Raw genomic sequence first — 12,948 nt, 5'->3', positions numbered from 1 at the left:
AATGATTAAATTTGATGATAGTATAAAGTTTAAGAATAAAGAAAATGATATTATAACTATAGGAGAATTGCTTATAGATATGATATCAGCTGATTATGGAGAAAATTTTGAATGCAGTACATACAATAGGTTTTTTGGTGGCTCTCCTGCTAACATTGCTATGAATGTGAAAAGGTTAGGAATAAATTCAATTATAGCTTCTTCAGTTGGAAAAGATGGATTAGGAAAATTTTTATTGAACCATTTAAAAAAATGTGAAATGGATACAAGCTATATACAGGAAGTTGATTATTCTACTAGTATGGTAGTAGTTAACAAAAGTAAAAATAGTCCAATCCCAATATTTTATAGAGATGCAGATTATCATTTGAATTATGATTTAAAGCTTAAAGAAGTTTTAAAAAAGTCAAAGATAATTCATTTCTCTTGCTGGCCAATATCTAGGCTTCCGGTACGTGAAGCAATAGAAAAAATTATTGAAGAAGCAGCAAAAAATGAAATGGTTATATGTTTTGACCCTAATTATCATCCTATGATATGGGAAAAGGGCGAAGATGGAGTAGCTTATGTTAAAAGTATAATTAATAAAGTAGATATAGTTAAGCCTTCTGAAGATGATGCAGAGAGATTATTTGGTAAGGATACTTATGAAAATCAGATACAGAAGTTTTTAGAACTTGGAGCGAAACTTGTAATAATGACCTTAGGAAAAGATGGCGCTATAGTATCTAATGGGGTTGAAACTATTAAGTTTAAAACTATGGCATCAGAAGTTGTGGATACTACAGGGGCAGGAGATGCATTTTGGTCTGGATTTTATGCAGCTATCGTTAAAGGTTACACTATAAGAGAGGCATTGAATCTGGGATTTGCAGTTAGTGCTTATAAATTAAAATATTTAGGAGCAGTAGTAGACTTACCTAAGCTTGAAGAGATTAAAGCTATATATAATTTATAAATGGGAGGTACATTGCATGTCAGTAAAAAATAAAGTACAACTTATTACTTATGCAGATTCCTTGGGCGGAGATTTAAAAACTCTTAATAGTGTTTTATTAAAAAATTTTTTAGATATTTGCAGCGGAGGTGTTCATATTTTACCGCCATTTCCGTCCTCTGGTGATAGGGGATTTGCGCCGCTTACTTATCTCGAGATAGAACCTAAATTTGGCACATGGGAGGATATAAGTTCTATAGGTGAAAACTTTGATATATTAGTGGATTTAATGGTTAACCATATCTCTAGAAAGTCGGAGTATTTTCAGGATTTTCTAAAGAAAGGAAGAAAATCTAAGTATGCTGATTTCTTTATTACTTTAGATAAGTTCTGGCAAAATGGTGAACCTAATAAAGAAGATATAGAAAAGATATTTCTTAGAAGAGGGCGTCCGTATTCTACTTTCAAAATAGAGGAAACTTATGATGAAGAAAAAGTATGGACAACTTTTGGAAAAACAGATCCATCAGAGCAGATAGATTTAGATATAAGATCTGAAAAGGTAAAAGAGCTGCTTAAAGATTTCTTTGTTAATTTTAGCAAGCATGGTATCAAAATAGTAAGATTAGATGCTGTGGGATATGTTATAAAGAAACTTGGAACAAGCTGTTTTTTTGTAGAACCGGATATATATGAATTTTTAGATTGGATTATGGAACTGGCAAATTCTTTAGGAATAGAACTTTTACCGGAAGTACATTCACAGTATGAAACTCAATATAAACTAGCAGAGCATGGCTTTTGGATTTATGATTTTATTTTGCCATACACTGTTCTTGATACACTAATAAATAAATCAAGTGAGAAACTTTGTGAGTATTTAAAAAATCGGCCTAATAAGCAGTTTACAACTCTTGACTGTCATGATGGTATACCAGTAAAACCTGATATGGATGATCTTATTGATAGTAAAGCTGCTAGAAAAGTGGTGGATTTATGCGTAGAAAGAGGGGCAACTTTAAGCCGTATTTTAACAGATAAGTATAAGGATAAAGATGGCTTTGACGTTCACCAAATTCAATGTTCATATTATTCTGCCTTAAACTGTGATGATGATGCATATCTAGCTGCAAGAGCTATTCAATTTTTTACACCAGGAATACCGCAAGTGTATTATGTTGGATTGCTTGCTGGAGAAAATGATTTTGAGCGTGCAAAGAGTACTGGTGAAAGGCGAGAAATTAATCGTCATAACTTCAGCACAGAGGAAATAGAAGAGGCAATTCAAAAGAAAGTAGTTCAAAGGTTATTAAAGCTTATTAGATTTAGAAATGAGTATGATGCATTTGATGGAGATTTTAAAGTTGTAGATTCTCCTAAAGATGAAATTAAACTTGCCTGGAGTAAGGATGATAAAAAATGCAGTTTGTTTATAGATTTAAAAAACAATAAGACTGAAATATATTATATTAATGATAAAGGTGAAAATGATGTTTATTTAGTATAACAGTAAAATCAATTTTTATATAAATATTTTAAATGCAAGGGTGGAAATAAAAATAAATTCTCACCCTTGTATTTTTGTTAAATTACGTTAGTAGGAGTACCATTAATGTAATTTATAGCATTATCTATAGCAATATCTACAATACGCTTCCTTGCTTCTTTAGTTGACCATGCCATGTGAGGTGTGATTATACATTGTGGAAGACCTAATAGTGGATTGTTTGGTTTTGGAGGTTCTTTGGCTAAGGTATCAAGGCCAGCAGCATATATTTTACCGCTGTAAATTCCTCTAGCAAGAGCTTCTTCATCAATCATTTGCCCTCTTGCTCCATTTAAGATAATTACTCCGTCCTGCATTTTAGATATGGTTTCATCATTAATGATTTTAATGGTCTCTTCATTTAGAGTTGCATTTAAAGATATAACATTTGAACGGGACCATAAGGTTTCCTTATCAACATATTCAATAAAATCATCATCGAAACTAGGGTTTCTATGTTTTGTATAGCCAATTACGTTCATACCAAAACCATGTGCCATTTTTGCAAGGGCAAATCCAATATTACCAAGACCCAATATACCCATGGTTTTTCCAGCTAATTCAAATTGTTTTCCGATACGGAACATAAATTGATTTTCATCCTGCCAGTATATTCTTTTGACTGCTTCGTTGTAAAATCCAACTTTGGAGCATATTTCAAGCAATAATCCCATAATATGTTGTGCTACAGACATTGTACCATATGTAGGTATATTGGTTACAGTGATATTGTTTTTTCGAGCATATCCCATATCCACTTGGTTATAGCCTGTTGTCATAAGTCCTAGATATTTTAAATTAGGTAATTTAGATAGAGTTCCACTCATATAATTACCACTATTACAAATAATCATGTCTGCGTTTTGAGCTTTTTCTATAAGTTCATCATTCATAACATCGATGTATTTTTCTATATTTTCAACTGGGTCTAGCTGTTTTAATTTTTTCCAATCAGCATCATCTGATCCTAAAAGTGCTACTTCAAATATTGATATTTTCATATAAATCCCCCTAAATAAAATCAGTTTTTACTATAACTATATGTGATAAGTGACACACTTTATATAATATCATAAAAAGTGAGCTACTTTTTTATTTGCAAAAAATATGCTTGACTTTAACGTACCGTAATAGTGTATTCTATAATTGTCCTGGGACGGAAAGAGGTAAAGTATGAACATTAAAGCAATTAGACAAGGTAAAACTATATTTGAAGCTAGCGTAATACCTACTGCTCATATTTTAAAGGAGGTAAATGATTTTTGGAATTGAAGATAAATGAGGTTGCAAAATTAGCAGGAGTAACTGTAAGAACACTTCACTATTATGATGAAATAGATTTACTAAAACCAAGTAAAATCACTGAGACGGGGTATCGTCTGTATGATGAGGATGCTATTGCACTTCTTCAGCAAATATTATTTTTTAAAGAGTTAGATTTCCCACTTAATGAAATCAAGGACATTGTTACAAGTTCCAAATTTGATAAAACAGAAGCGTTAAAGGAGCACAAAGAACTGCTCATTAAAAAGCGTGAGAGAATTGATAGATTAATAAATCTTGTAGATAAAACAATAGGAGGAGAGGGTAGTATGAGTTTTAATGAATTTGATATGACTGAGATTGAAAATATGAAGATAAAATATGAGAAGGAAGTTAAAGAGCGATGGGGTAATTCTGATGCCTATGCTGAAAGTGAGAAGAAGACTAAGAATTACAGTAAGAAAAATTGGCAGCAAATAAATGAAGAAAGCAAAGAAATTTTAAAAGCTTTTGCGGATAATAAGGATAAGGCTCCAGATAGTGAGGAGGTTCAGGCGCTTGTAAGTAAGTGGCAGAATTTTATTACAGAAAGATTTTATAAATGTACAAATGAAATTTTAAGTGGTCTTGGAGAAATGTATTTGGCCGATGAGCGATTTAAGAAAAATATTGACAAAACTGGTGAAGGAACAGCAGCATTTATGTCAGAGGCAATTAAAATTTATTGTAAAAAATAAAAATAAAAGTTGCAAAATCATTTGAAAAATTAAGATTTATTTTATGAATTTGTTAAAAAAATTTATGCCTTTAGGATTTTAAATAATTCTAAAGGTTTTCTTTGTTAGGTCAGTTAAAATAGTAAGTTCAGGATTTTTATAACATTAAAAAATTAATAAACAAAATATGCAATTTGTTTCATTAACATCTTTATTATACCATTTTATAAGACAATATAGAACCTTATATTGCAGAATTATCTATAATATAACAAAAAAAGTTTGCATATCATCTTACTATAAGTGATATAGTTTTGATTATTTGCTTATTATGAATTAAAAAGTACTTATAGAATGCGTTACTAATGAAACAAATTGCATATTTTGTTCCATTGGTAGCGCATTCTTTCGATTATGGTATTTAGTTCATTTTTAGCTTTATTGGGGGGTGAATTATGGTAGAAAGCTGCTGGAAAATTTGGAAACTACAAAATTAAATTACTAAAGGTTAATAACCCAAAATTTTAAGCTTGTAATTGTTATATAAAGTAATGGCACTGAGAATTAAAAATGAGAATTAATGAGAATTATAAATATATATTATTTTAAAGCCAGCATGTAAGTATTTATATAATTTTGCAAGCACCTATAATAAAAATATATAAAAGGAGAAAAATATGAGAGTAATATCGGATATGAAAATATTTAAAAAACTGACTTTAGTATTTATAATTGTTTCTTTACTAACACTTATAGTTGGCATAATTGGTATAAATGGAAGTAGAAGCATAAATAATAATTTAAAAAATATATATAACATTGATTTAAAGGGTACAAATGAGTTAAAAGAATTAAAGACAAATCTAACAGAAATAAGAGCAGATATCATATATTTAAGAAATGAAAAGAATAAAGATAATATAGACACTGTTATTAAAGAAATTGATGATTTGAAAGTTCAGGATAACAAGTTATTAAGTGAATATAAATCTACAATTGTTACAGAACAGGATAGGGAAGAATACTCTAAACTTAATGATTATTTAGCTAAGTGGAGATCATCAAGGGAAAAATTTATTGAATTGGTTAAGCAGAACAATTATGATGAGGCTGAAGCTTACTATGAAGATGTTTCAAAAAATAGAAAATTAGCTTTTTCTGTATTAGATAGTGAAATAAGCCTTAACTTAAAATTAGCTGATAATGATTATAATAGCAGTCAGAAGATTTTTATTAGTGCTGTATACATATCAATAGGTGTGATTATTCTTAGTATAGCGCTTTCAATTATACTTGGAATACTTATGGCAAACCATATAAACGGACCACTTAAGAAAATTGAAAAAATGGCAGAACGTTTTAGTAAATTTGATTTTTCAACACCTATTGAAATAACACGTAAAGATGAGCTTGGAAAAGTAGGAGCTTCTCTTAATTCTTCACAGAAACATGTTGCAGGACTTGTAAAAACAATTATGGGTAATGCCGAGGATATGAGTGCTGCAAGTGAAGAACTTTCGGCTACTTCTGAAGAATTATCATCTAAGGCAGCTAGTATAGATGATGCTGTAAGTAATATTGTGTCAGGAATTGAAAATATGAGTGCTTCTTCAGAGGAAATAAATGCATCAGTAGAAGAAGTAAATTCAAGTATAAATGAATTATCGTCAAAAACTATGGACCAAAGTAATAGCTCAAATGATTCAAAAAATAGAGCTGTAGAGAGTAATGAATATGTTAAAAAGTCTACAGAAGAGACTAAAAACTTATATTCAGAAAAGAAAAATAAAATAGTTGAAGCTATAGAAGAGGGAAAAGTAGTTGATAATATAAAAGTTATGGCAGATACTATAGCAAGCATTTCAGAGCAGACAAATCTATTAGCTTTAAATGCATCAATAGAAGCTGCAAGAGCAGGCGAGGCAGGTAAAGGATTTGCTGTAGTAGCAGATGAAGTTGGAAAGCTTGCAGAACAATCAGCTCAATCTGTAGCTGGGATCGATTCTACTATAACCAAAGTACAAGAGGCATTTAAGAATCTTTCTTCAAATAGTGATGAAGTGTTGAAATTTATAAATGAAGATGTACTTCAGAGGTTTACAGCATTCAATAAAGTTGGACAGCAGTATTATGATGATGCTGATTTTATAAGTAAAGTATCAGAGGAAATTGCTGCAATGTCGGAAGAGCTTGCTGCTACAGTAGATCAGGTAAGCAGCGCTTCTCAAAGTATGGCTGAAACTCAGCAAGCATCATCTGAACATGCTGAAGGAATAAAAGCAAGTGTCGATGAGGTATCAAAAGCAACAGAACAGGTAGCAATAACAGCTCAAAATCAGGCACAGTTAGCTCAAAATCTTAACGAAATGGTATCAAAGTTTAAAATAGCATAATAGGTTATTCTGGCTTGTAAATATACAAATTTAAGATATTATATAAAATACGCACAGTAGAGATATTAATTTTTGCTATGCGTATTTATTTTTATGATTAAGTATATATATTGCTAAAATAATCAGTGTATAATGAAGTTATATACTAAAGCTATTAAGGGGGATTCTATGAATACCATACTTATTGTTGAAGATAATAAAGATGTTAATTTAATGCTAAAAGAAGCTTTGACAGATGCGGGTTATGATGTGAAATCAGCCTATACAGGTATAGAAGGCATAAAGGAAATTAAAAGTTTAAAATATGATTTGGTTTTGCTTGATATTATGCTTCCATATAAAAGTGGAGATGAAATATTAAAAGAAATGAGGAAATTTTGTCAAACTCCTGTTATAGTTATTTCTGCAAAGGATATGGTTAGCACAAAGATAGATATTTTGAAGCTTGGAGCTGATGATTATATTACGAAGCCATTTGATTTAGGTGAAGTAACAGCAAGGGTAGAAGCTAATTTAAGACGCTTACGAAACAAAGCACAAGCAGGGGAAACATTTAAGTACAAGGATATGGTGCTTGATAATATTATTAAGCGTGTTAATGTAAATGATGTTTTAGTAGAATTAACGGCTAAAGAATACATGATATTAGAAATGCTAATGGAGAATAAAGGAAAGGTATTTACAAAAGCTAATCTTTATGAATCAATATGGCAAGAGGAATATCTTGGTGATGACAATGCAGTTAAAACTCATATAAGTAATTTAAGAAATAAACTAAAAAAGGCAAATTCAAAGGAAAAATATATTGAAACGGTATGGGGACTTGGCTATCGTCTATATAAAGAATGAATTATCTTTTTCTTGACACTTTCTGTGAGTAACTTAACTTTTTCTAAACCTTTGGACATTATACTGTGTATTGTAGGAAGGACAGAGGTGAACAAGAATGGTTAAATATGTTTTAAAAACAGAGAATCTTATTAAAAGCTATCATGGTGTTACTGTTTTAAATAATGTATCAGTGACTATGGAGTCTGGTAAAATATATGGGCTAATTGGACGAAATGGTGCTGGAAAATCTACATTTATGAAGCTTGTTACAGGACTTACTTTTCCAACTAGCGGAAGTATTGAACTTTTTGGGCATACTGGTGAAAAGGCTTTACAGGTTGAACGAAAAAGGCTTGGTTCCATGATTGAGTATCCAAGTCTTGATCCTAACATGACGGCGAAAGAAAATATAAGGTTTCATAGAATTATGAAAGGTATTCCAGATGAAAAAATTGAGGATGAAGTTTTGGAACTTGTTAATCTTACAGGTACAGGCAAAAAGAAAGCAAAAAACTTTTCTCTTGGTATGAAGCAGCGCCTAGGAATTGCTATTGCTCTCCTTGGTAATCCAGAATTGCTTATTTTGGATGAACCAATAAATGGGCTTGATCCAATAGGCGTGGTTGAGATTCGCAATTTATTAAAGAAATTATGTGAAGAGAAGCAAATGACAATTTTAATTTCTAGCCATAACCTACCGGAGATGTACCAGACTGCAACTAATTATATAATCATTCACAAAGGAGAAATCAAGCAAAGACTGACACTTGATGAGCTTGAAGAAAGCTGCAAACATTATATTCTCATAAATTCAACGGAACCAGAAAAATTAGCTAGTGTTTTAGAAATGAAGCTGAAGACAACAAACTATAAAGTTATGTCAGACAAATCAATTAAACTATATGATTATGCAGATGAAAAAGAGCGGATTGCAAGAACTCTTTTTGAAAATGAAATTATAGTTACAAATTTTTCGAGTGAAGGCGATACACTTGAGGATTACTTTGTATCTGTTGCCAGAGGTGGCGAAAATGTATAATTTAATTAAGGCCGATTTATTCAAGTTACGTAAATCAAAGGCAATTAAAATTATATTTGCAATTACAGTTATAAGTGCATTAACTATGACTATAATGGCATATTTAATACAGAAAGGAAAACTTAATACGGGTACAACGGGAATTGGATTTCTGTTTTCTGATGCAAATATGATGGGTATTCTTGGAGCTGTTCTTGCAGGTGTTTTTATTTGTGGCGATTTTGATAATAGAACAATTCATGAAGCTATTGTAAATGGAAATAGTAGATGTCAGGTTGTTATTAGTAAAGCCATTGTATTTTTCATAAGTTGCCTTGTTATTTTACTGCCATATTTTATAGCAACAGGTATTGCAATTGAAACTGGTTATAAATTTAATATGGGTGGAGTATCAGTTGGTTTTTTAAATTTAATTACAACTGAAGGTGGTAAAGCTATTTCTTTATTACAAGGATTTAAAATATTAGCAATTATGTTTGCCTTGGTATTTATATATATTGCACAGCTAGGCCTTTGTATACCATTTGCTATTGTTTTTAAGAAACCAGTTGTTGTCGTGGCTGTATATTATGGCATTACAATTCTTTTTTCACAGATGAGCAAATTAGAAGCAAGCGCTAAAACATTTAAAAATATTATTGAATGCACTCCATATGGAAGTAAATATGTTTTTATGGCACTAAATACAGGAGCAGGAGATATTGCAAGGGCATTTATTGTTAGCTTAATATGTATAATTATAATGATTGCTATTACTTGCTATGCATTTAGGAGAGCAGAAATTAAGTAATTGAAAGGTTGATTAAAATGTTAGTAATTGTAGTTTGTATTTTGATTATATTAAGTATACTATCTATTTTATATATTGCATTTTTGAAGCTGCAATTACGTGGCATTAATAAAGATTTAACTAAAAGGCTTACAGAACATACTCGTAAGCCTCTTACTTTAGCATTATTTAATAAAGAACTTAATACTTTAGCTTCTAATATAAATAGATGTCTCAAAGAGGAGGAAAATCTTCGTCTTGAGGCTATTCGTGAGGAAAAACATTTTAAAGAAATGATTTCAGATATTTCTCATGACTTAAGGACGCCGCTTACTGCTATAAAAGGATATCAGCAGCTCATAGCCAAAGGAACATTGACAGATGATGAGAGAGGTAAACTTAAAATCGCACAAAAACATGCTGATGAATTAGGTGCTCTTATTGAGCACTTTTTTGAGTATACATATCTTATAAATGCAGAACCAAAATTTAAAATAGAAAAGCTTAATCTTACAAATATTACTGCAGAGTGTATTGCAGAAGCTGTTGCAATTTTTGAAAAAAATAATTTGAAGGTAAATTTTTATGAGGATCCTCCTGTATTTGCAATGGGGGATAAAGAGGCTGTTATAAGAATAATTCAAAATCTCATAAGAAATTGTGTTCAGCATGCTGATAGTAATATAGATGTACAGATACTGGCTGAACAAAGTGCTGTAATATCGTTTAGGAATTTTGTAAAGGAAGGTACTGAAATTGATATAAATCGGTTATTTGACCGCTTTTACATAGCTGATAAGGCTAGGAGTAAAACCACAGGACTTGGGTTATCTATAGTAAAACTTTTAGCAGAGCAAATGGGAGGAAGTACAGATGCATCTTTAAAGGATGGAATTTTAGACATTCAAGTTAGAATTCCATTATTTTAATGCAGCATATCCTATTTATTTGTAACTTTTGCAGAGCCAGAAACCTTTACATTGGATTTCTCTTTTTTTAAAGTTTCCTCAATATGCTTAATATCTTCTATTTGTTTTTTATAGATAGATACATCTTCTAAAGCCACTCTATGTTTTGAAAATTCAACATGCTCTTCACTTAGTGGTATTTTTATTATTTCTTTTGGTGCATCTTTATTTTGGGAAGATGTTTCAAGAGATTTTTTTTCTATTACAAGATTTTCGTGTTCAATGGGGATAGTAAAGTTTTTATTTTCTGAAAACACTTCTTTATATATTTTTACATCTCCAGTTTGAATCCATTTTTTTGCTATATCAAGCTGCTCTTCTTTTATCGGTAGTGTTACATTTCTTTTATCAGTGTGAATTTCTCTTGGGCTGATACTTGTATTTTTTGTAGAGAATATAGCTAAAAGCCAACCTATAATGCTGCCAAGTATACTACCTAATAAAATGCCTGAAAGGATTTCGTGAAATGGGATACTAATAGAAAATATAGTATCAAGTAATGAAATAGTAAAAATACCAGTTCTATGTAGAAATCCAATAAATATTCCTATTAAACATCCTATTAATATTCCTGAAATTACATTCTTATAAGTATGCACTTTTTGTTCATTTTGCAATGAATTATTTTCCATAAGATAGCCTCCAATATATTAGTTATTATTAATAGAATCATATATGAAGCACATTGCTTTTATTTTTAGAGAAGTAATAGTATTTAATGTTTCAAAATACTATTACTTCGCAACATTTATTCGGTTTTATTTTCTATTATATTAGGATCACCAGTTTTATTTATTTTGGCTTCTTCTCTTTTTAGTGTTTCATCAACATGCTGTTTGTCTTCTATAGAACGTTTATGAGCTGAAACTTCTCCAGTTACAACTGTATGTTTACCGACATCAACTTTTTCCTCGCTGACTGGAATTTTAATAGGTTCTCCTTCAGTTATAGGAGCATCGCTTGCTTCGTTGTTTAAGGCTTTTCTTTCAATTACTACTTCTTCACGTTTTACTGGAACATCCACAGCTTTATGTTCCTCTATAATTTCCTTACCAAGTTCAACTTCACCTTTTTGTACTTTATTTTTGTTAATGTCAAGCTCTTCTTTGTGAAGACAAAGTTTTTTATCCTTATCATTATCTTCTTTTTTATTATCATCATCATTTCCCCAAAGTCCATCAAATAAACCCATACATAAACGCCTCCATAAATAATAATTTTTATAATTTAACCTCATTTATAGATTGCCCTTTGATATAATACATTATCCTGATTGAAATTTGGAAATGAAAGCAATATGTCACATAGTAAATAATATAATACTATAAGTAGCTATAATAAAATATTAATATTATGTTGAAATTTATATTATAAAAAACACATAAATGGATTTATTTAAAATAAAAAATGCAAAATGGATTATAATTTATTTTTATGAAAATTTTGTAAAGCCATATGAAAATTTATAAATACGGATTTGATTTTGCCTATTTTTATGTGTAGTATTAAATAGGAAGTTTATGGACTTTTAGTAAAGTGCTAGGCATGCATTAAAAGATGTTGATAGGAGGAAAATATACATGAATGGATTTCGATTTGGTAATTTCATGAAAAGAATATTGATAATGTTAGTATTAGTTTTTATGATTAGTGGACAAGCAACTGTTTTTGCAAGAGCAGGAGGCGGACACTCATCAGGAGGTGGACACTCATCATCTTCTGGAGGTTGGCATGAAAGTAGGTCAGGAGGTAGCTATCATAGCGGCACAAGCCATCCAGTGGCTGATGCAATAGTTATTGGAATAATACTTGTAATAGCAATAATAGCAGTGTCTGGACCGATTATGTATAAAGCTAAAATAAATAAAAAGAAAAGTGAGAGCATTAAGGCTATAAAAAGTTTATCTAGAAAGGATTATAACTGGAATTATAATGGTATAAAAAAGGACGTAGAGGAAGCATTTTATAAAGTGCAGCTTGCGTGGGCAGAGAGAGATCAGGATCTAGCCAAGGAATATATGAGTGAGAAGCTGTATAGCGAACATAAAAGGCAAACTGATCGGATGATATTAAGAAAGAAAAAAAATATTTTGAAGAATATGACACTTCTTGGAGAAAAGCCAATAGGATTAAAGGATTATAATGGTATTAATAGAGATGTGCTCTGGGTTGATATAGAGGCAAGTGCAATAGATTATACTATAAATGAGCAAACTAAAAAAGTAATACAGGGACAGGATGATGAGGCTTGTTATTTTGAAGAATACTGGAAGTTTATAAGAACGGAAACTAGATGGGTATTGGATGAAATAAAGCAGAAAAATGAAGTTGGGAATTTGGACTTCTTTGAAGTTGAGATTGATAATAAAAAATAGTATATAAGCTGTATACATATTATGATATGGGCTATTGCACTAAAAATTATAGACTAATAATTTTTTAGTGCAACAGCCCTATTAAAGTAAAAAAATATTATGTAAAATAAT

Annotated in this window: 12 protein-coding genes; 9 read left to right on the top strand and 3 right to left on the bottom strand. The window is 30.5% G+C overall.

Features of this window, described 5'->3' with window-relative positions:
* The first annotated feature begins 1 nt into the window (after position 1).
* Complete coding sequence (locus BEE63_RS05710; RefSeq protein WP_066020461.1) at positions 2 to 958, top strand: carbohydrate kinase family protein; 957 nt, start codon at positions 2 to 4, stop codon at positions 956 to 958.
* Between the two features lie 16 nt (positions 959 to 974).
* Entirely contained in the window at positions 975 to 2,444 is a 1,470-nt protein-coding gene (gene gtfA, locus BEE63_RS05705; protein ID WP_066020460.1) for a sucrose phosphorylase, read from the top strand.
* A 77-nt stretch (positions 2,445 to 2,521) separates the two neighbouring features.
* On the opposite strand, the gene BEE63_RS05700 is transcribed toward gtfA, so the two are convergent.
* Entirely contained in the window at positions 2,522 to 3,484 is a 963-nt protein-coding gene (locus tag BEE63_RS05700; protein ID WP_066020459.1) for an NAD(P)-dependent oxidoreductase, read from the bottom strand.
* Between the two features lie 261 nt (positions 3,485 to 3,745).
* Between BEE63_RS05700 and BEE63_RS05695 the strand changes: the two genes are divergently transcribed.
* From BEE63_RS05695 to BEE63_RS05670, 6 genes are all read left to right on the top strand, one after another.
* Complete coding sequence (locus BEE63_RS05695; RefSeq protein WP_347463867.1) at positions 3,746 to 4,483, top strand: MerR family transcriptional regulator; 738 nt, start codon at positions 3,746 to 3,748, stop codon at positions 4,481 to 4,483.
* A 656-nt stretch (positions 4,484 to 5,139) separates the two neighbouring features.
* Positions 5,140 to 6,855 (top strand): methyl-accepting chemotaxis protein, encoded by a 1,716-nt coding sequence (locus BEE63_RS05690; protein WP_066020458.1) that lies wholly within the window; start codon positions 5,140 to 5,142, stop codon positions 6,853 to 6,855.
* Between the two features lie 168 nt (positions 6,856 to 7,023).
* On the top strand, positions 7,024 to 7,704 hold the full coding sequence (locus BEE63_RS05685; protein ID WP_066020457.1) for a response regulator transcription factor: 681 nt from the start codon (positions 7,024 to 7,026) through the stop codon (positions 7,702 to 7,704).
* 97 nt (positions 7,705 to 7,801) lie between these two features.
* Positions 7,802 to 8,725 carry an ABC transporter ATP-binding protein gene (locus BEE63_RS05680; protein WP_066020456.1) on the top strand — a complete coding sequence of 308 codons (924 nt, stop codon included), beginning with the start codon at positions 7,802 to 7,804 and terminating at the stop codon, positions 8,723 to 8,725.
* Positions 8,718 to 9,515, top strand: coding sequence for an ABC transporter permease subunit (locus BEE63_RS05675; protein WP_066020455.1), 798 nt, complete (start codon positions 8,718 to 8,720; stop codon positions 9,513 to 9,515). The genes BEE63_RS05680 and BEE63_RS05675 overlap by 8 nt, the downstream gene beginning before the upstream one ends.
* 17 nt (positions 9,516 to 9,532) lie before the next feature.
* Positions 9,533 to 10,423, top strand: a complete 891-nt coding sequence (locus BEE63_RS05670) for a sensor histidine kinase (RefSeq protein ID WP_066020454.1) — start codon at positions 9,533 to 9,535, stop codon at positions 10,421 to 10,423.
* Positions 10,424 to 10,434: 11 nt separating this feature from the next.
* Here the strand turns inward: BEE63_RS05670 and BEE63_RS21605 are convergent, their stop codons facing one another.
* Both BEE63_RS21605 and BEE63_RS05660 read right to left on the bottom strand, forming a co-directional pair.
* Entirely contained in the window at positions 10,435 to 11,094 is a 660-nt protein-coding gene (locus BEE63_RS21605) for a YsnF/AvaK domain-containing protein (RefSeq protein WP_175400828.1), read from the bottom strand.
* A gap of 116 nt (positions 11,095 to 11,210) precedes the next feature.
* Positions 11,211 to 11,654, bottom strand: coding sequence for a YsnF/AvaK domain-containing protein (locus tag BEE63_RS05660; RefSeq protein ID WP_066020453.1), 444 nt, complete (start codon positions 11,652 to 11,654; stop codon positions 11,211 to 11,213).
* Positions 11,655 to 12,042: 388 nt separating this feature from the next.
* Here BEE63_RS05660 and BEE63_RS05655 point away from each other — a divergent pair, with 388 nt between their 5' ends.
* Positions 12,043 to 12,837: a Tim44 domain-containing protein gene (locus tag BEE63_RS05655; protein WP_066020452.1), complete on the top strand. Its 795-nt coding sequence runs from the start codon at positions 12,043 to 12,045 to the stop codon at positions 12,835 to 12,837.
* Positions 12,838 to 12,948 lie beyond the last annotated feature (111 nt).

The organism is Clostridium pasteurianum (assembly GCF_001705235.1).
Lineage (GTDB): Bacteria > Bacillota > Clostridia > Clostridiales > Clostridiaceae > Clostridium_S > Clostridium_S pasteurianum_A.
This window is presented reverse-complemented; position numbering and strand designations above follow the sequence as displayed.

Bases quoted from the DNA above. Each gene is read 5' to 3' on its own strand.
- BEE63_RS05710 (WP_066020461.1), top strand. From the start codon at position 2: ATGATTAAATTTGATGATAGTATAAAGTTTAAGAATAAAGAAAATGAT.
- gtfA (WP_066020460.1), top strand. From the start codon at position 975: ATGTCAGTAAAAAATAAAGTACAACTTATTACTTATGCAGATTCCTTG.
- BEE63_RS05700 (WP_066020459.1), bottom strand. From the start codon at position 3,484: ATGAAAATATCAATATTTGAAGTAGCACTTTTAGGATCAGATGATGCT.
- BEE63_RS05690 (WP_066020458.1), top strand. From the start codon at position 5,140: ATGAGAGTAATATCGGATATGAAAATATTTAAAAAACTGACTTTAGTA.
- BEE63_RS05685 (WP_066020457.1), top strand. From the start codon at position 7,024: ATGAATACCATACTTATTGTTGAAGATAATAAAGATGTTAATTTAATG.
- BEE63_RS05680 (WP_066020456.1), top strand. From the start codon at position 7,802: ATGGTTAAATATGTTTTAAAAACAGAGAATCTTATTAAAAGCTATCAT.
- BEE63_RS05675 (WP_066020455.1), top strand. From the start codon at position 8,718: ATGTATAATTTAATTAAGGCCGATTTATTCAAGTTACGTAAATCAAAG.
- BEE63_RS05670 (WP_066020454.1), top strand. From the start codon at position 9,533: ATGTTAGTAATTGTAGTTTGTATTTTGATTATATTAAGTATACTATCT.
- BEE63_RS21605 (WP_175400828.1), bottom strand. From the start codon at position 11,094: ATGGAAAATAATTCATTGCAAAATGAACAAAAAGTGCATACTTATAAG.
- BEE63_RS05660 (WP_066020453.1), bottom strand. From the start codon at position 11,654: ATGGGTTTATTTGATGGACTTTGGGGAAATGATGATGATAATAAAAAA.
- BEE63_RS05655 (WP_066020452.1), top strand. From the start codon at position 12,043: ATGAATGGATTTCGATTTGGTAATTTCATGAAAAGAATATTGATAATG.